This window comes from Lysinibacillus sp. LK3, from assembly GCF_001043675.1.
Taxonomy (GTDB): domain Bacteria; phylum Bacillota; class Bacilli; order Bacillales_A; family Planococcaceae; genus Lysinibacillus; species Lysinibacillus capsici.
Genome location: NZ_LDUJ01000014.1, coordinates 215,036 through 231,803 on the forward strand (window position 1 = coordinate 215,036; position 16,768 = coordinate 231,803).

Below are 16,768 nucleotides of genomic sequence, written 5' to 3' on the forward strand. Positions count from 1 at the left end.
TTGTCAAAAAATTTTTTTGGTTATACTATAGACATTATCCAAAAAATGTGGTGCTTAGGAGGTGCTGCTACATGAAAGATGCGATTGAATCCCTCATCAAGCAATTTGACAAGCAGTTGACAATAGAACAACTTGACTATTTACGTTTTCTCTATGAAAACCTACATATAGAGGAGTTAAGTGAAGGGGAACAACATTATTTTATCGATTATTTTTTCAAGAGTGAGCCATTACGAAATATGGCAGCATTTGCTCTGGAATTGACGGATATCATGCATGAAATCCAAGAGAATATTCCTGCTATTGAGAAGGCAGAACGCTTAGCAAATGGCAAAGAGCAACGCCAGTATTATGAACGAAAATGGTCAGAGCTTAGACGTCAAAAGCTTAAGCAACAGACAACGAAAAGCGGCAATATTTACTATGTACCCTTTCATGATTATCAACAAGACCCTGGCCCGATGATTATTTGTTTAGAACAAACGACAGGAATGGCCGCTTATTCTGAGATTTGTAAAAGTATGATTTTAGCGTTATTTATGAGTGCACATCGAGAAGGCCGTGATTTATACATTGTACCGTATGATCGGCAAATTCATGTCCACTACCGCTTTGAAAATGGTCATTTAAATTTAGCTGATTTTAAAAGTTTTATCGAATATAAGGCAAAGGGAGAGGCAGCCATTTTACCTGTTTTACAATTTGTGAAAGCATTGCTACAGGAAAATCAATTAGGTACAGAAGCAGATGTCATTATTTTTACAGAAGGAGCACCTATTGATGGGCAGCATCTCGTTGGCAAGCAAGCAAAAATGATGCTAAAGGAAATGAAGCAAAAATATCATGCTGAATTTTCGGTAATTGCCATGCATGAACATAACTTTAATAAACAGCAATTTTGGTTTGCTAGTAAGGCTTTTTTTGCAGATGATGCCATACAATAACAAGAACGGGGCTAACCATTACTGAAGGTCGGCTCCTTTTTGCTGGCGATACATAGGTAGTTATAAAGGAGAAATAAATGGATTCATTACATTGGTTATTACCTAAATTTACAGTCCCAACCTGGCTAGATGGCTTAATTGCTGTCATTATTTGTTTAGTCGGGTGGCTTATTCAACGATTCATCATCAAAAAAATTATTCATCGTGTTGTGCTATTTTTAAAAGATCGTCAGCGCAATTTCCAAGCAAATGTACTGGCTCAATTTAGTAAAGCAATTGGCTATGCCTTTATGACGACGGTCATTGTGCTAAGCTTATCTTATTTAATAAAAGTCCCTTTATTTACACATCCATCAACAAAGAATTTTGTATTGTCTATTATGGTGTTTTTTGCTTTTAAAGGGATTTACGATGTTTTGAATTTTTATACGAAACAACCATTTGAATTAACAAGCGAAGAGGATCAGAATGTTTTACTACCGTTTTTTCTACGAATCGGTAAAGTACTTATCATGATTTTTGCTATGTTTACGATTGCTTCCTTTTGGGATTTTAATCTGAATGGCTTTTTAACTGGAATCGGCTTAACGGGTGTGGCGATTGCCTTTGGGATTCGCGATACACTAGCGCATGTATTTGGTGGCATGTCCGTAGCTTTAGATAATCCATTCCAAATAGGAGATTGGATTGCGACAGAGGATCAAAAAATTGAAGGAACGATTGAGGATATTAATTTAAGAAGTACGTTAATTCAAACAGGAGACAAAGGACTTGTGTATGTGCCGAACTCCTATTTAGTGAATCGCCCACTTTATAATTTATCTAAACGAGAAAAACGGAAATGTGAGCAATTTTTATATATCGCTGCTGCTAATAATGAGGAAGACATACGTAGCGCTTTAACGGCCATTCATAAGGAAATTTATTTACATGCTAAAACAGAGAAAGACATGATTCATGTATTTATAGATGAATTTCATCATGATTCGTATCGCGTGCTTGTTCGATTCTTTGTTGCCACAAATGATACCGCTGTTATGCTGGAAGTGCGGCAGGATATTTTATTTGCCATTCGTCAAATAATGGAGGAGCTATCGATTACATTAGCTAGCCATCCTGAAGAAGAAAGTCTGCGAAATAAAAAATAAATTGAATTGTAAGATAGTTTGCTTTACAATATTACCAAGAAATCAGCTTTGATGAAGAGTAGTAGCTAGTACAATTTGTTATAGAGAGCTAGTGGTTGGTGAAAACTAGTACAAATGTTTAGTGAATGGACTTCGGAGCTCTAATCCTGAAAAAAGTACGGATTAGCGGATGCCTACGTTACAAGGCTTAGAGAGGGTTTTCCTATCAGGAGACCAATGAAGGTGGCACCACGGCTTTTCCGTCCTTTTGTGATGGAAAGGCCTTTTTATATTTTTTTCTTTAGACGGCAAATGTTTTAGCTGAATGAAGAGAAAGCCTTTAGCAGATTTCTGCTGCTAAAGATAGATGAGGTGTAGATGAGCAGAGCTTAGAGAAGGAGAGAAGAGTATGACAGTTGAGCTTAGAAAGTATGCTATGAAAGTATTACATGGGGATATGATGACCCCGATCTCTGTGTATCAATCACTGAAAGGGCAGCATAAAATGTTGTTCGAATCCTCAGCGAAACATGAGGAAAGTGGGCGATATTCCTTTATCGCCATCAATCCAGTGGCTGAACTAAAAGGAAATAATGAAGAATTCGTGTTTTCAAAAGGAGCAGAAAATGACAAGGCTAGAGGCAATGTGCTTGATCGATTAAAAGAACTAATACCCTTTCATAAAGAAAGCTATCCTTTTGCTTTCTTTGGAGGAGCTATAGGTTTCTTTGGCTATGAAACAGCATTTTACACAGAAAAAATAGGTGACTATTTACAGGATGGTTTAGCTATGCCTGATGTTCATGTTTTTTTCTATGATACATTTATTGTTTTTGATCATCTAACACAGGAAATTACACTAGCTTCGATTGATCTATTTCAGGATGGGCGTTCATTAGAGGAGATGGAAGCTGCTATTACAAGGATGGAGCAACAGCTTTGTGCAGGTACGACCTTTGAGGTATTAAAGGTGGATGAGCTACAGTTTAAGCCTATGATTTCAAAGGAACGATTTGTTGCTTTGGTGGAACGTGCTAAGCAGCATATTTTGAGAGGTGATATTTTCCAAATTGTGTTATCGCAACGTTTTTCTGCGCCGTTTACAGGTTCGCCGTTCTCGCTCTATCGTCAATTGCGCACGTCTAACCCATCACCCTATATGTTTTATATGGATTATGGTGACTATATTATTTTAGGAACATCTCCTGAAAGTCTTGTAAAAGTAAAAAATCGAAAAGTGACAACCAATCCTATAGCAGGTACAAAGCCGCGTGGCACGACAATAGAACAGGATGAAGCCATCGCAAATGCGCTATTAGTGGATAGCAAGGAAATAGCTGAACACCGTATGTTAGTGGATTTAGGGCGCAATGATCTTGGACGTATTGCAAAAGTGGGTTCTGTCAAGCTAACCAAATACATGAAAATTGAGCGCTATAAATATGTGATGCATATGGTATCTGAGGTTATTGCCGAATTGCGAGATGACCTCCATGTACTGGATGTACTTCGTGCTTGTTTACCTGCTGGTACAGTGTCAGGGGCACCAAAAATTCGGGCCATGCAATTGATTAATGAATTAGAACCAGTAAAACGTGGGGTGTATGCGGGAGCAGTAGGCTATATTTCGACAACTGGTGATATGGACTTAGCCCTTGCGATTCGCACGATGCTCATTAAGGATCAGAAGGCACATGTACAGGCAGGAGCAGGTATTGTTTATGATTCGATTCCATTGTCAGAATATGAAGAAACACTGAATAAGGCACGTGCCCTATTGGAGGTAAAAAAATGATTCTAATAATAGATAACTACGATTCTTTTACCTATAATTTATTTCAGCAAATCAGTATGCTTGGAAAAAGCGTCAAGGTCGTACGGAATGATACCATTACTATAGAAGAAATTCAAAAACTGTCGCCAGAAGCCATCATTTTATCACCAGGACCAGGAACGCCAAATGAAGCAGGGATAACGATAGAGGTCATCAAGGAACTCTATCAAAAATTCCCTATTTTAGGTATTTGTCTAGGGCACCAATCGATAGGTCAAGCTTTTGGCGCAAATATTGTGCAGGCAAAAAATATTATGCATGGAAAGCTGTCCCCATTACAATACGAGCAAACAGGTTTATTTGCCCAATTAGATGGGGATATCGAGGTTATGCGATATCATTCACTTATTATTGAAGAACAAACTTTACACAAGGATTTTAAAATACTCGCCACAGCGGGTGATGACGGAGAAATCATGGCCATTCAACATAAAGAATATCCACTTTATGGGCTGCAGTTTCATCCTGAATCAATCGGCACAAAAGAAGGTAGTATGATGATGCAAGCCTTTCTAGAAAGTATAGCGTAATAAAAAAGCTGTCGCCTCATATATGAATGGGCGACAGCTTTTTATGTTATTGTTTCTTACCTGTAATTAAATTAGCTATTTCTTCTAAAGTCATGGCAGAATTGACTTCATAGGAGCCGATTTGTAAGCTTCTAGCATATTTAGGGTTAGCGAGTAGTAACTCCATTTCAACACTATTGGTAATAATGCCACCGTCTTCAAGTTTTTGGGCCACACTATAGGGTGTGATACCACTATAGATTTGCAGAGACATCGTTGTTACATCTGTATCTGCTTCTTCATCAGCTTGTTCAGATGCATCTGTTGTAGAAGTTTTTTCAGTCGTATGTACTTGCTTTAATTGATCCTTTAACGAGGCAATTTCCTGATTGGCCTTACTTAATTTGTTTTGTAGTTCTTTTACCTGTTGTTGATTGGAAAATTCCTTAGTAGGAAGACCAATATTTACATCGAAGCGGTTTGCTAGTGCAAGCAATGCCCCAACAAGAAAAATGGCTATACCAAATGCACGAATGGCAGACTTATTCATCAATCAACGCCCCCCGTTTGCAATCACTTGCCGAACTTGCTCTTCTGTTAAATTTGAGCGAATACTAATATCTGCTACAGAAAGACCCTGTTTATTTAATTCAAGTACCTGACTAATAATAATTTGATGAATCGGTTTTGCTGGTGCTGTTGTTTGTCCAACTTTTGAACTCTGTGCAGCCTGTTGAACGGCCTGCATGACTTGGTGCACTTTAGGATCTTGACCTTTTGGAGGGATACTTGATTTTGATTTCACTTGGAACTCTGGCTCTAGTAAAAGTTCTTCCTCCACAATCTTAAGGCGACGTTTTAAATTATTCGTTTCTTGGAAGATGGAGATAGATAATTCTTCGACATCTTGTTCGATTTTTTTCGAGCTATTTTTGAAAAAGAACGAAACGATGATCAGAAAAATGCCAATACTCATTAATACGATGGATAAATCCAATAGTTTCACCTCAATGTAGTATGTAATTATAAGATATTTTACCATATGCAAACTTAATATGAAATGAAGGTAGATTTTTTTTCAGTTTATGTTATAATAGGTTAGTCGTATAAATCATGCTCAAATTTAAATTCTTGATATAGAGTGGGAGGGTTAATGATGCGCGTAAATATTACTTTAGCTTGCACAGATTGCGGCGAACGTAACTACATTTCTAAAAAGAACAAGCGTAACAATCCAGAGCGTCTTGAACTTAAAAAATATTGCTCTCGCGAGAAGAAATACACTCTTCACCGTGAAACTAAGTAATCGCTCATTAAGCCAAAACCACAAGTGGTTTTGGCTTTCTACATTTTATCACATCATTCAATGTAACAATTCCAGGAGGATATGAAGTTTTACGATATAGGAGGTAGCCTAGATGGATAAAACAACTTTACGAAACACGGTACGCCAAGCCCTTGCAACTATGACGGATGAAGACTATCATCGTCAATCATTAGCTGTGTTAAACAAGGTGCTACAGGAACCATATATAATAGAAGCAAATACAATTGGCATGACCATTTCAAATAAGCCAGAAGTCGACACAATTCTTATAATTGAGGAATTATGGAAACTAGGTAAAAAGGTCGCAGTTCCTAAATGTCACCCAAAAACAAGAGAAATGTCATTTTATGCCATTGAATCATTTGCACAGCTTGAAACTGTATATATGCATTTGCGTGAGCCCATTCCAGCAAAAAGTGAGTTTGTTGACGCAAATGAGATGGATATCATTGTTGTACCAGGCGTTGTTTTTGATCCATACGGTTATCGAATCGGCTATGGCGGTGGTTATTATGACCGCTATGTATTAAACTATAATAAGGGTAAGCTGATGTCGCTGCTCTTTGATGAGCAAATCATTGATTGTGTTCCTACTGAAGCACATGATTGCCCAGTAGATATCATTGTGACGCCCACAAAACGTATTGACTGTGTTGCACAACGAGGAGCGAATGAAAATGGATAAAATGCTAGATATTTATGAACTCTTGAAAACATATGGTACCTATATTTATACACGTGATCCTATTGGCGATTTGATGTTGATGGAGGATGAAATACGTGAGCTCTATAAAGCGAATGTACTAGATATAAAAGATTATCAAATGGCTCTACTGCTTATTCGACAAGAAACAACAAGACTTCGTATGGAAGAGCATAAAAAGTAATGTTTGAAATATAATGTAATTGGGTATTGTAAAATTAATGTAACATGTATGTAATATTCTTAAAAACAGTGGGTTTCCGCTGTTTTTATGTTTTTACGAAACTTTTTACAATGCAAAACGTATATATAGATATCTGGTGCATAGAAAGAGCAGGGAGAAAAAATTTTCCCTAAGATATGTGTTGATTATCTGTTAAAAAAGGATTAAGATATATTTTGTTTCCGTAACAAAATGTAAATAATTATTATTTTTTTGTAAGGAAGTAGGGAGGATGTTAGGAATGAAATCAATAAAGTGGCCTAAACATTCATTTATGATACTAGCAATTATAGCAACTTGGATCAAAACGGTCATTGTTTACCACACAAGCTTTGAAATGAAAATTGAAAATGCAATGCAACAATTTATTTTATTTATTAATCCATTAAGCTTCTTGCTATTTACGTATGGTTTATCACTATTCTTTAAATCAGCAAAAGCTAGAAATCGTTATTTGATTACGGTCAGCGTTATTTTGTCCATTGTTTTATACGGAAATGTAGCGTTCTATCGATTCTACAATGATTTTATTACGCTACCAGTATTATTCCAAACAAGTAACTTTAGTGACTTAGGAACATCAGTAGCAGCCATTGTTGAGCCTTGGGATGTATTATATTTCGTTGATGTCGTTATCTTAATCTTAGCGAATAAATTTTTACCAAAAATGAAAGATGCATTTAAAGTGAATATTGAATTCCGTCGTGCATTTTTTGTGCTTGCAATAGCAATGACATTCTTAAATTTAGGATTAGCAGAAACTGAGCGCCCACAATTACTAACACGTAGTTTTGACCGCGAATTATTAGTAAAAAACATTGGTACGTACAATTACCACTTGTATGACATTTATATTCAATCTAAATCATCTGCTCAACGTGCGTTAGCCGATGGTAGTGAATTAGTAGAAGTGAACAACTATATACGTTCTAATCAGGCTGCTGTAAATCCAGAGATGTTTGGGAAATATAAAGGTCGTAACCTGATTGTGGTATCGATGGAGTCATTACAAAACTTTGTCATTAATAATGACATGAATGGTCACGAAATTACGCCATTCTTAAACTCTTTAACAAAAGATAAAGATACGTATTATTTCAGTAACTTCTATCACCAAACAGGGTTAGGAAAAACATCTGACTCGGAGTTTATTGTTGAAAACTCACTGTTTGGTTTAGGTCGAGGTGCTGTATTCTTCACGCATGGTGGAAATACGTATAATTCAATGGCTGAACGCCTTGGAGAAAATGGATACTTTACAAATGTCATGCACCCTAATAATAAATCATTCTGGAATCGTGACATGATGTATCAATCGTTAAAAATTAATAAATTCTACGATATAGATTCATATACTGTGGAAGAGGGGCAAGCTGTAAACTGGGGAATGAAAGATGTTCCATTCTTAGAGCAATCAGCTGCTTTAATGAAAGATATGCCTCAGCCATTCTACTCTAGACTTATTACTTTAACGAACCATTATCCATTTACATTGGATCCAGAAGATATTATGATTCCTGAATATGATTCAAATTCAGGTACATTAAATCGTTACTTCCAAACAGTACGTTACATGGATGAGGCTTTAAAAGACTTCTTCCAACAGTTAAAAGATCAAGGTGTCTATGATAATTCTATTATTGTGATGTATGGGGATCACTATGGTATTTCTGAGAACCATAATAAAGCAATGGCACAATATTTAGGAAAAGATCAAATTACACCAATGGATAATGCAATGCTTCAAGAAGTACCTTTATTCATCCATATCCCAGGAGCGGGCGATGGAAAAGAAATGACTGAGATTTCAGGACAAATGGATTTACGTCCAACGATCTTACACCTTCTTGGCGTTGAAACGTCAAAAGATATGCAAATGGGTGCAGATTTATTTTCTCCAGAGCATGAGGACTTTGTAGTCTTCCGTGATGGACGTTTTATTACAGATAAATACGTCTATGCTGGTGAAGCTTGCTATGACAAAGCAACTGGCGAAGAAATAGATGGTGAGCCATGTCAGTCTTATGCTGATCGTGCTACAATGGAGCTAGAAAATTCTGATGCCATCATTAATGGAGACTTACTTCGCTTCTATGACGAAAAAACAGGTAATTTAAAGCAGGATTCAGTTAAATAATCAAAGAGAGATCTCGTATAGGGATCTCTCTTTTTTATTGCTGATAAAAAAGAATTAGTCTCAAGCACTATTCATAAAATTTTTTTGTGAATCCTATGCTAAAGAAAACACTTTTCGCAATGTTTTACAACACTATGCAACGTGAATACACTTTATTGAACATTTCTTTTTATTGACAAATAGCAAGATACGATTATAATAAGTGTAAATATCTGCATAACGAAGATTTGTTTTTCGCATTTCGGAGTATAAGAGTGAAAGGCATCGAAAAGAACGAGTAACTTTAATGGAACTGACAGAGAGTAGCCGGTTGTTGAGAGGCGCAAGGGGATATTAAAGTGAATACATCTTGGAGCTGCGTACCGAAACTATAGTAGGTTACGACGGGGTTGCATCCGTAATCATTGCAAAAGTATCGCTATGGCTGTACTTGTTGAGGAGAGCTATGTGAATAGCTCTTGAAAAAAGGTGGTAACACGTTTATCTACGTCCTTTAGGAATTTCCTAAAGGCGTTTTTTTATGCCTTCTAAGCAAAAACGTGTAAAGCTATTAAAGCCTTGTAAACAAAATTGGTACCCCATTTACTCTTATAGAACTTGCAATATTAATATTTAATATTACAAGGAGATGTTTCGTATGTTTTTAACACCAAAGGAGCAAATAGCGATTATCAAGAAGGGTGCTAACAAGATCGTTGATGAACAGGATTTATTTGAAAAATTAGAGCGATCGTATAAAGAACAGCGACCTTTAACGATTAAGCTAGGGCTCGATCCGTCCGCACCAGATATTCATTTAGGTCATGCGGTTGTTCTACGGAAAATCAAGCAAATGCAAGATTTAAACCATCATGCAGTTATTGTTATCGGTGATTTTACAGGACGAATTGGCGATCCTACAGGTAAAGCTAAGGGGCGAACAGCCTTAAATGACGATATAGTGAAGAAAAACGCCCAAACTTATTGTGAGCAAATTTTTAAAGTACTAGATCCGAACAAGACAACGGTTCGTTTTAATAGTGAATGGTTAGCGAAGCTGTCCTTTGAAGAAGTCATCAAGCTAGCAGCCACAACATCTGTTGCTCGACTTCTAGAGCGCGAGGATTTTCAGAAACGTTACCAGCAGCACATCCCAATTGGTATACATGAGTTTTTCTACCCACTTATGCAAGCATATGATTCAGTAGAACTTGAGGCAGATATAGAGTTAGGTGGAACGGATCAGACGTTCAATATTTTAATGGGACGCACCTTACAAAAGCATCGAGGATTAGAAAAACAAATTGCTATTTTTATGCCCTTACTAGAGGGGTTAGATGGTATTGAAAAAATGAGTAAGAGTTTAGGTAATTATATTGGCATCAATGAAGCACCTGAGATTATGTTTAAAAAGGTGATGGAAGTACCAGATACTTTAATTATCAAATATTTCGAATTAGCAACAGATGAGCATCCACTACAAGTGCAGGCTATTCAAGATAGACTACAAAAGGGAGAGAATCCCCGCGATTTGAAATTCCTATTAGCAGAAATTATAACGGCTTTATACCATGGATCTACAGCAGTGGAGGAAGCAAGAGCTTATTTTGAAGCAGCATTTCAAAAAAAGGAAATACCAAAAAACATTCCTATACTGCTCTTAGAAATTGATAAGGAAAGAATCGTGGATATCATTCCACAACTAGTGGCAATGGGTTTTATTCAAAGTAAGAGTGAGTTTTTGAGGTTAATCAAGCAAAAAGGAGTATCCTTGAATGGAGAAAAAATGGCGATGGATGACATATCACAAGTATTAATGAATAATGATGTACTACAAATCGGCAAGAAGCGGTTTCTTCAATTCAATAAGTAATAATAGACAAAAAAGAGCAATCTCCGAAGAGACTGCTCTTTTTCTGTCTGAATTTTAGTGTAATTTTGGTGGGTAACCGCTGTGAACAATCGTCATGATGACGAACCATCCGAATACAGCAGCACTTAATAAGTTGAAAACAACGCTTAATAGGTTCTTTTCTTTAATTGCTTGGAATGTACCAAATACAGCTAAAATCGCTACTAGACCAAAAATAACCATTAATAAGTTCATTAAAAATAGACACTCCTTTCGACATCAGAAAATGAATGTCGCAAACAATATTCCTCCTTAATTGTAAACGTTCTACTTGTTTTTGTCGAGGACTAAAATACTGTAAACTATGAACATTTATCGTCAAATTGTGGCAAAGCCTGTATAATAGGAAGTTGAGGTGATAACTATGATGAACGTACGAAGTTATTCTCTTGGTCCCGTCCAAACGAATTGCTATATCGTATCGAATAAAGAAAAAGAATGTATCGTATTTGATCCAGGTGAAGAGGCGGAGCGTCTAATTAAAACAATCCGTAGCAACGGCTTAAAACCTCTTGCTATCTTTTTAACACATGCCCATTTTGATCATATAGGGGCAGTAGATGCAGTGCGTGAGGTATTTGACGTTCCTGTATGGATTCATGAAAAGGAAGTTAGTTGGCTAGCAGATCCAACGAAGAATGGCTCTAGTAAATATCCTGCATTACCAGATTATAGGGTAGCCGCACCAGCGCAAGATACAATCATCAAAAAAGAACAGCAAATTGAAATGAGTAATTTTGTGTTTCAAGCTGTTTTTACACCTGGGCATTCACCGGGGAGTATTTCTTATATCTTTGAAAACGACGGTTTTGCCATCGTGGGAGATACGTTATTTGAACAAGGTGTAGGACGTACAGATCTATTAGGTGGATCAACCAAAATTTTATTGGAATCTATCCATAATAAACTGTTGACATTACCTGAGGATACTATTATCTATCCTGGACACGGTAATTATACAACGGTAGGTGCAGAAATGGAGACAAATCCTTTTTTAAATGGATTTTAAAACATGGACAATAAACTGTTTTAGCACATAAAAAAGCGTATCTCACCGAAAGTGAGATACGCGATTTTGTTTGTATTAATGACCGCCACCAGGTACGTGAATGAATGTTGTATAGTACGTGAAGCCAGCGAAGAATACAGTTAAATATGCTCCGAAAATGTACATGTACATACGTTCTGAAAGGTTTAAGAAGCCTAATAATAAGAATAAACCTGTATTACCTAAGAATAATAGCGATACCTCGTTCATACCTCCAAGGTAGAACATAACGGCAAAAATACCTGTCCAGAATGCCATAACTTTATACATATTATCCATGAAATTTCCCCTCCTTTTGCCCACGACACAATAATCTCTTACTCATTATAAATGATATGAAAGGTGTCTGTAAACTGGAACTTCTCCATGTTTGTGACAAACAAATGGATTTTTAATCTAGCTATCGATTTCTGTCACGTTTATTTCATATTTACATAAATCGCAATTATGTATCATACTTTCCATTTGCACAAATTCATTGTTCGTAAACAATGCATCTAATTGCCCTTTTAAATAGGATTCATGTAATGAACAAACAATTTCAGAATAGGCTGTCAGTTGCTCCTGGAATGGACAATTGAAGATAGAGAAGATAACTTTTTTTCCTTGCTCAGTTTGTTGAATCTGTGGAATATAGCCAATTAAAGCGGCATTGTCCGTTAATAGCTGAAGTTTTTCATCGAAGGAAAGAGAATTACTTAATGTCAGTTCAGCACTCATATAATTTTTCATTTGCTGGTAGCCGTCTTGGTAGCTAATTTCCTGGCACTTTGTTAATGCAGATGGACCAAAGTCTTCAATTAATTGTATTGTCCATTTTAATAAACGATCTTCATCACGTCTTGGAAAAGTAAGAGATACGCCTTTTTCTGAAGCTTTATAAACACGTCCGGGTCTGCCACCTTTACCTGTTTTTACATAGTCAGCTGTAATAATATTTATTTCTGAAAGCTTCGTTAAATGAAGTCGAGCAACGTTTGGATGGATACCGAATTTATCAGCAATATGTTGTACAGTAACTGTTTTTTTCTCTTGCAATATGTACTCATAAATAGAGTATCTTGTTTCATCCGCTAGTGTACTAGTAATTTTTAATGGATGGATCATGAGCTTCACCTCTTTAATTAATTATAAAAATTATGTTCGTCTACCAAGTGTTAGGAAAATAATCATGTTGATACTATTATATTGTATTATTGAAAAAGATACAGTTCATTTCGGCATAAATATTAATTTTTTCATGTATTTATATTCTTTTTTAGTGGAAAATTGCACTTTATCCACATTTTTATAGCAAAAAACATTATTGGCAGAAAATTAACTTATAAATTTTTATTTTCTGAAAAGGGCTTTTCTCGTGGCGAGTTCCTCCTTATACTAGGAAATAACGAATAGAGCGGTCATATTCGAATGAACTAAAAGAGAGGTGCATATATGCAGAATTTTGAAACAGTTGTCGAACAAAAATGTGAGCAACTTTTACTAAAGGCCTATCATTTTGGAGCATCCGATTTATTGCTAGTTCTAGGAAACATAAAGTATCGGATCTATTTTCGAAAATATGATAAACTTCTCCACGCTGGTGAGCTACCTCATGAACTTGCAGAAAGAATGATCTCTTACTATAAATTTCTTGCAGAATTAGATATTAGTGAGCGTCGTAAACCTCAAAGCGGTGCCTTTCAAAAGGCAATGGAGCAAAATTCTTATTCGTTTCGTGTATCCACACTGCCTTCTGTATTTTTAAAAGAAAGCTTAATTATTCGTTTACTTCTCCAAAATCATGCATTTCCACTAACTTCCCTAAGCTTTTCCAAAAGCGCAGCTTACAAACTCATGGAGCTGGTACAAAACCGACAAGGTCTTCTGTTTTTTACGGGAGCAACCGGCTCTGGCAAGTCTACTTCACTTTATTCCCTCATCCACTACTGTTCCACAGAATTGAATCGACATGTGATTTCTTTAGAAGATCCTGTAGAAAACAGCCAAGCCAATTTACTTCAAATTCAAGTCAACGAGCGAGCAGGCGTTACATATGCTGCAGGATTAAAAGCCATTTTGCGCCATTCACCTGATGTCATTATGATTGGTGAAATTCGCGATAGAGAAACAGCAAATATTGCCATCCAAGCCTCTCTAACAGGGCATTTAGTTGTCTCCACTATTCATGCAAAAGACTCCATTAATTGTCTCTATCGTTTAATGGATTTAGGTGTGTCGATAGAGGAGCTTCGTCAAACGGTTATCGGTATAGTTGCCCAAATGCTTGTTCAAACCTCAGCTATACATGAAGAACGTCGAGCTATCTTTGAGATATTACATGATGACCATCTATCAAGAGCCATCACCGCTATCAAAGATAAGGGCAATTACAAACTTCCTTATGATTTAACATTAATGGGACAAAAAGAATTAGTGGAGAGCCTATATGCAGTTACAAACATACATCGATAAAATTGTTCTTTTTTATAATCGGGCTACGAAATGGCGGGTAAAGGAGCAAGCTCAGCTTTTCAATCGTTTATGTGTATTAATGCAGGAAGGATATTTATTTCCCCAAGCTATTTCCATGCTACTACCTCATCATATTGAAGCACATGAGGATATACAGCAGCAAATTGATGAAAAGCTCAGACAAGGAGTAGGCGTTGCAGGGATATTTGAAACATTACAGCTAGGGAATCATTATTTAATGGCAATTAAGGTGGCGGAAAACAATGGCCACATGATAGAAGCGTTTAAAGGTGTAGCTAAACAGATAACAGTAAGTGAAAAGACTAAAAAAAAGTTAATCAAGCTGCTGATCTATCCTGTCACACTGATTATCTTTTTATTGTTATTATTTTTTGTGTTTCGTACATTTTTTTTGCCGAACATTGAAAGAATGGTCGGCAGTCGTACCTCTGAAACAGAAGAGACAAGCATTGCATTGTCCAATCTGTTATTGCATGTTCCAGATGTAGTTATCTCGACCATGTTCATAGTAATAGGTAGCGTATTCCTTTTTCGATTCTATCTTAAACGACAAGCTGTTGCTCATCAACTTACAGTCTTATTAAAAATCCCCTTTATACAACGCTATTTTAGGTTGACTTTGACAAGGCAATTTGCTGCTTATTTAGGAAGCTTACTACAAAGTGGATTTTCATTACAAGCAAGCCTACAGCTATTAGAGGAACAGCAACTACAACCATTTCTTCAAGTTCTTTCACAGCGTATAAAAGATAGAGTCATCTTTGGGGAATCACTCACACACGCGGTAACGATCATGGCCGTTTTTCAAAAGGATTTTCCGATGTTCGTTGAGCATGGCGAGCACAGCGGATATTTAGGAAAAGAGTTAGTATTGTATAGCGATTTATTAATGGAAAAGCAGGAACAGCTTTTGCAAAAAATATTAGCTTTTGTGCAGCCAAGTTTCTTTATCCTTATAGCTGCTTGTATTATAGCGGCTTATATCAGTTTATTATTACCCATCTATCACATGATTGAATTAGTTTAGGAGGAAGATGATGAAACGTCTTAACCAACAAGCTGGTTTTACTTTAATTGAGATGCTTATAGTTTTGTTAATTATTTCTATTCTTATTTTAATTACAATCCCAAATGTTACAAAGCATTTCGCCACAATAGATAAGAAAGGCTGTACGGCTTATATAAGCATGGTACAAGGTCAAGTAGAGGCGTATCGTGTAGATTATATGGCTTATCCTACCTTAGAGGATTTAGTGGCAAAGGGCTATTTAAAGGAAAATGAAACAACCTGCCCAAATAAAGAAGAAATAGTGATTACTAATGAGGGAGAGGTACGTCCAGCCAATGTCAACTTGGAAACAGGTACGGATAGCTAATGAATGTTCATAAAAACGGTGGTTTTACAATTCTTGAAATGCTGGTTGTCTTATTTCTTGTTATGAGTTTAACAGCGATTGTTAGTAAATTCTCATTGAAAATAGCAGAAACCAAGGAATTAGAACGATTTTTTACGCAATTACAACTGGATATTCAATATATTCAAACCTATAGTATGAGCCAACGACAATATATAGCCCTGAAAATGGAAGGTTCAACAAATCGTTATACTATTCAAAAAGATATTTATACTCATTTATATGAACGCTCTTTTCCAAAGGGGGTTGAATTTTTGCCAGCTGAGAGTTCAATTCAAACACTTGTCTATAACTATAGCGGCAATGTGATGACAGCAGGCACCATGGCATTTAAAACACCACAGGGCAAGAAAAAAGTAATCATAACATTAGGGCGAGGGAGAGCTAGGATTGAATGAGTCAGGCTATTCTTTTGTAGAAACTATTTTAGGTGTGGGTATTTTGATGCTGCTTTGTACCTCGTTAATCCCCATTACCTATACGATGAAAACAAATCTTGCTAATAAAAAAATGGAGCTAATTGCAGCTGAAACAGCATACGAAGGTTTAAAACAGTACCATGCTATACGAGTAACAGAGGGCTCTCGGACCATTGAACAGGTTGCTTATCATTGGATAGTTGACGAACAACAAGTTTGTGTCCAATTTCAAAATTTACAGGAGTCACGCCAAAAATGTATCCAAGTGACAGGTGAAGTGCATGAATGAGAAAGGCTATACATTAATAGAAGCTATGTTTCAATTAGTCGTTTTTGTGCTTATTTCTCATTTTTTTGTCCTTATAATACTTTGGTTTGCTGAAATGAAATCAACTATGCTAATAGATGAACAAACAAAGTGGGAACTATTTGTTTCTGACTTGAACCTCTCTCTAAAAGATATTTCCACCTTTTCCATTCGTGAAGATCAAAAAAGAATAACTTTCCAAACAGCTAATACGCTCCATCATATTGATTGCTACTCGAATATTATTCGTGAGCAGGTAAAGGGTGGACATGTTCCTATGCTAATAGGAATCAATAAATGTCAATTTAGCTATTCCGAAAATAAGCTGACGGTAGCTGTTGAAATGGCTAGTGGTATTCAAAAGGAGCGAACCTTTTATGTGCCAATTATTGAAAAATGACAGAGGGGC

The 16,768-nt window shown here is 36.3% G+C and carries 21 protein-coding genes and 2 other annotated features; of the genes, 16 read left to right on the plus strand and 5 right to left on the minus strand.

Annotation, left to right across the window (positions count from 1 at the left end):
• Positions 1-71 precede the first annotated feature (71 nt).
• The 4 genes from VK91_RS09020 to VK91_RS09035 all read left to right on the plus strand — a co-directional run bounded on the left by VK91_RS09020 (position 72) and on the right by VK91_RS09035 (position 4,435).
• Positions 72-944, plus strand: a complete 873-nt coding sequence (locus VK91_RS09020) for a hypothetical protein (RefSeq protein ID WP_048392249.1) — start codon at positions 72-74, stop codon at positions 942-944.
• A 77-nt stretch (positions 945-1,021) separates the two neighbouring features.
• Positions 1,022-2,092, plus strand: coding sequence for a mechanosensitive ion channel family protein (locus VK91_RS09025; RefSeq protein ID WP_048392250.1), 1,071 nt, complete (start codon positions 1,022-1,024; stop codon positions 2,090-2,092).
• Positions 2,093-2,131: 39 nt separating this feature from the next.
• Positions 2,132-2,342: a binding site (T-box leader), on the plus strand.
• A gap of 138 nt (positions 2,343-2,480) precedes the next feature.
• Positions 2,481-3,866 carry an anthranilate synthase component I gene (gene trpE / locus VK91_RS09030; RefSeq protein WP_048392251.1) on the plus strand — a complete coding sequence of 462 codons (1,386 nt, stop codon included), beginning with the start codon at positions 2,481-2,483 and terminating at the stop codon, positions 3,864-3,866.
• Complete coding sequence (locus VK91_RS09035; RefSeq protein ID WP_048392252.1) at positions 3,863-4,435, plus strand: aminodeoxychorismate/anthranilate synthase component II; 573 nt, start codon at positions 3,863-3,865, stop codon at positions 4,433-4,435. Before trpE ends, VK91_RS09035 begins: the two co-directional genes overlap by 4 nt.
• A gap of 46 nt (positions 4,436-4,481) precedes the next feature.
• On the opposite strand, the gene VK91_RS09040 is transcribed toward VK91_RS09035, so the two are convergent.
• Positions 4,482-4,964: a hypothetical protein gene (locus VK91_RS09040; protein ID WP_048392679.1), complete on the minus strand. Its 483-nt coding sequence runs from the start codon at positions 4,962-4,964 to the stop codon at positions 4,482-4,484.
• Between the two features lie 3 nt (positions 4,965-4,967).
• Positions 4,968-5,420, minus strand: a complete 453-nt coding sequence (locus VK91_RS09045) for a hypothetical protein (protein ID WP_231595624.1) — start codon at positions 5,418-5,420, stop codon at positions 4,968-4,970.
• Between the two features lie 150 nt (positions 5,421-5,570).
• Here VK91_RS09045 and rpmG point away from each other — a divergent pair, with 150 nt between their 5' ends.
• The 5 genes from rpmG (at position 5,571) to tyrS (ending at position 10,656) form a co-directional block, all read left to right on the plus strand.
• A complete protein-coding gene (gene rpmG / locus VK91_RS22430) occupies positions 5,571-5,720 on the plus strand; it encodes a 50S ribosomal protein L33 (protein ID WP_008408521.1) in 150 nt (49 codons plus the stop codon).
• Between the two features lie 112 nt (positions 5,721-5,832).
• Positions 5,833-6,426, plus strand: a complete 594-nt coding sequence (locus tag VK91_RS09050) for a 5-formyltetrahydrofolate cyclo-ligase (RefSeq protein WP_048392254.1) — start codon at positions 5,833-5,835, stop codon at positions 6,424-6,426.
• Positions 6,419-6,628 carry a YqgQ family protein gene (locus VK91_RS09055; protein ID WP_004231021.1) on the plus strand — a complete coding sequence of 70 codons (210 nt, stop codon included), beginning with the start codon at positions 6,419-6,421 and terminating at the stop codon, positions 6,626-6,628. The genes VK91_RS09050 and VK91_RS09055 overlap by 8 nt, the downstream gene beginning before the upstream one ends.
• 280 nt (positions 6,629-6,908) lie before the next feature.
• Positions 6,909-8,804, plus strand: a complete 1,896-nt coding sequence (locus tag VK91_RS09060) for an LTA synthase family protein (RefSeq protein WP_048392681.1) — start codon at positions 6,909-6,911, stop codon at positions 8,802-8,804.
• Between the two features lie 255 nt (positions 8,805-9,059).
• Positions 9,060-9,301, plus strand: a binding site (T-box leader).
• A gap of 140 nt (positions 9,302-9,441) precedes the next feature.
• Positions 9,442-10,656 carry a tyrosine--tRNA ligase gene (gene tyrS / locus VK91_RS09065; protein ID WP_048392255.1) on the plus strand — a complete coding sequence of 405 codons (1,215 nt, stop codon included), beginning with the start codon at positions 9,442-9,444 and terminating at the stop codon, positions 10,654-10,656.
• A 54-nt stretch (positions 10,657-10,710) separates the two neighbouring features.
• Here the strand turns inward: tyrS and VK91_RS09070 are convergent, their stop codons facing one another.
• Entirely contained in the window at positions 10,711-10,890 is a 180-nt protein-coding gene (locus VK91_RS09070) for a DUF2759 domain-containing protein (RefSeq protein WP_004231029.1), read from the minus strand.
• A 169-nt stretch (positions 10,891-11,059) separates the two neighbouring features.
• Between VK91_RS09070 and VK91_RS09075 the strand changes: the two genes are divergently transcribed.
• Positions 11,060-11,704 (plus strand): MBL fold metallo-hydrolase, encoded by a 645-nt coding sequence (locus VK91_RS09075; RefSeq protein WP_048392256.1) that lies wholly within the window; start codon positions 11,060-11,062, stop codon positions 11,702-11,704.
• A 75-nt stretch (positions 11,705-11,779) separates the two neighbouring features.
• Here the strand turns inward: VK91_RS09075 and VK91_RS09080 are convergent, their stop codons facing one another.
• Both VK91_RS09080 and VK91_RS09085 read right to left on the minus strand, forming a co-directional pair.
• Positions 11,780-12,022: a DUF2626 family protein gene (locus VK91_RS09080; RefSeq protein ID WP_004231035.1), complete on the minus strand. Its 243-nt coding sequence runs from the start codon at positions 12,020-12,022 to the stop codon at positions 11,780-11,782.
• 117 nt (positions 12,023-12,139) lie between these two features.
• Positions 12,140-12,850 (minus strand): metalloregulator ArsR/SmtB family transcription factor, encoded by a 711-nt coding sequence (locus tag VK91_RS09085; RefSeq protein ID WP_048392257.1) that lies wholly within the window; start codon positions 12,848-12,850, stop codon positions 12,140-12,142.
• A 327-nt stretch (positions 12,851-13,177) separates the two neighbouring features.
• Between VK91_RS09085 and comGA the strand changes: the two genes are divergently transcribed.
• The 6 genes from comGA to comGF are packed head-to-tail and all read left to right on the plus strand — an operon-like array spanning position 13,178 to position 16,759.
• Positions 13,178-14,197 carry a competence type IV pilus ATPase ComGA gene (comGA, locus tag VK91_RS09090; RefSeq protein ID WP_048392258.1) on the plus strand — a complete coding sequence of 340 codons (1,020 nt, stop codon included), beginning with the start codon at positions 13,178-13,180 and terminating at the stop codon, positions 14,195-14,197.
• The gene (gene comGB, locus VK91_RS09095) at positions 14,172-15,245 is read left to right on the plus strand and encodes a competence type IV pilus assembly protein ComGB (RefSeq protein ID WP_048392259.1); all 1,074 of its coding nucleotides are present in this window, start codon (positions 14,172-14,174) and stop codon (positions 15,243-15,245) included. The genes comGA and comGB overlap by 26 nt, the downstream gene beginning before the upstream one ends.
• 10 nt (positions 15,246-15,255) lie before the next feature.
• A complete protein-coding gene (comGC, locus tag VK91_RS09100) occupies positions 15,256-15,594 on the plus strand; it encodes a competence type IV pilus major pilin ComGC (RefSeq protein ID WP_048392260.1) in 339 nt (112 codons plus the stop codon).
• Positions 15,594-16,031 (plus strand): competence type IV pilus minor pilin ComGD, encoded by a 438-nt coding sequence (comGD, locus tag VK91_RS09105; RefSeq protein WP_048392261.1) that lies wholly within the window; start codon positions 15,594-15,596, stop codon positions 16,029-16,031. The genes comGC and comGD overlap by 1 nt, the downstream gene beginning before the upstream one ends.
• Positions 16,024-16,341 carry a hypothetical protein gene (locus VK91_RS09110; RefSeq protein WP_048392262.1) on the plus strand — a complete coding sequence of 106 codons (318 nt, stop codon included), beginning with the start codon at positions 16,024-16,026 and terminating at the stop codon, positions 16,339-16,341. Before comGD ends, VK91_RS09110 begins: the two co-directional genes overlap by 8 nt.
• Positions 16,334-16,759 (plus strand): competence type IV pilus minor pilin ComGF, encoded by a 426-nt coding sequence (comGF, locus tag VK91_RS09115; RefSeq protein ID WP_048392263.1) that lies wholly within the window; start codon positions 16,334-16,336, stop codon positions 16,757-16,759. The genes VK91_RS09110 and comGF overlap by 8 nt, the downstream gene beginning before the upstream one ends.
• The last annotated feature ends 9 nt before the right edge of the window (positions 16,760-16,768 follow it).

Coding starts and splice junctions, on each gene's coding strand:
- VK91_RS09020 (WP_048392249.1), top strand. CDS start 72: ATGAAAGATGCGATTGAATCCCTCATCAAGCAATTTGACAAGCAGTTG.
- VK91_RS09025 (WP_048392250.1), top strand. CDS start 1,022: ATGGATTCATTACATTGGTTATTACCTAAATTTACAGTCCCAACCTGG.
- trpE (WP_048392251.1), top strand. CDS start 2,481: ATGACAGTTGAGCTTAGAAAGTATGCTATGAAAGTATTACATGGGGAT.
- VK91_RS09035 (WP_048392252.1), top strand. CDS start 3,863: ATGATTCTAATAATAGATAACTACGATTCTTTTACCTATAATTTATTT.
- VK91_RS09040 (WP_048392679.1), bottom strand. CDS start 4,964: ATGAATAAGTCTGCCATTCGTGCATTTGGTATAGCCATTTTTCTTGTT.
- rpmG (WP_008408521.1), top strand. CDS start 5,571: ATGCGCGTAAATATTACTTTAGCTTGCACAGATTGCGGCGAACGTAAC.
- VK91_RS09050 (WP_048392254.1), top strand. CDS start 5,833: ATGGATAAAACAACTTTACGAAACACGGTACGCCAAGCCCTTGCAACT.
- VK91_RS09055 (WP_004231021.1), top strand. CDS start 6,419: ATGGATAAAATGCTAGATATTTATGAACTCTTGAAAACATATGGTACC.
- VK91_RS09060 (WP_048392681.1), top strand. CDS start 6,909: ATGAAATCAATAAAGTGGCCTAAACATTCATTTATGATACTAGCAATT.
- tyrS (WP_048392255.1), top strand. CDS start 9,442: ATGTTTTTAACACCAAAGGAGCAAATAGCGATTATCAAGAAGGGTGCT.
- VK91_RS09070 (WP_004231029.1), bottom strand. CDS start 10,890: ATGAACTTATTAATGGTTATTTTTGGTCTAGTAGCGATTTTAGCTGTA.
- VK91_RS09075 (WP_048392256.1), top strand. CDS start 11,060: ATGATGAACGTACGAAGTTATTCTCTTGGTCCCGTCCAAACGAATTGC.
- VK91_RS09080 (WP_004231035.1), bottom strand. CDS start 12,022: ATGGATAATATGTATAAAGTTATGGCATTCTGGACAGGTATTTTTGCC.
- VK91_RS09085 (WP_048392257.1), bottom strand. CDS start 12,850: ATGATCCATCCATTAAAAATTACTAGTACACTAGCGGATGAAACAAGA.
- comGA (WP_048392258.1), top strand. CDS start 13,178: ATGCAGAATTTTGAAACAGTTGTCGAACAAAAATGTGAGCAACTTTTA.
- comGB (WP_048392259.1), top strand. CDS start 14,172: ATGCAGTTACAAACATACATCGATAAAATTGTTCTTTTTTATAATCGG.
- comGC (WP_048392260.1), top strand. CDS start 15,256: ATGAAACGTCTTAACCAACAAGCTGGTTTTACTTTAATTGAGATGCTT.
- comGD (WP_048392261.1), top strand. CDS start 15,594: ATGAATGTTCATAAAAACGGTGGTTTTACAATTCTTGAAATGCTGGTT.
- comGF (WP_048392263.1), top strand. CDS start 16,334: ATGAATGAGAAAGGCTATACATTAATAGAAGCTATGTTTCAATTAGTC.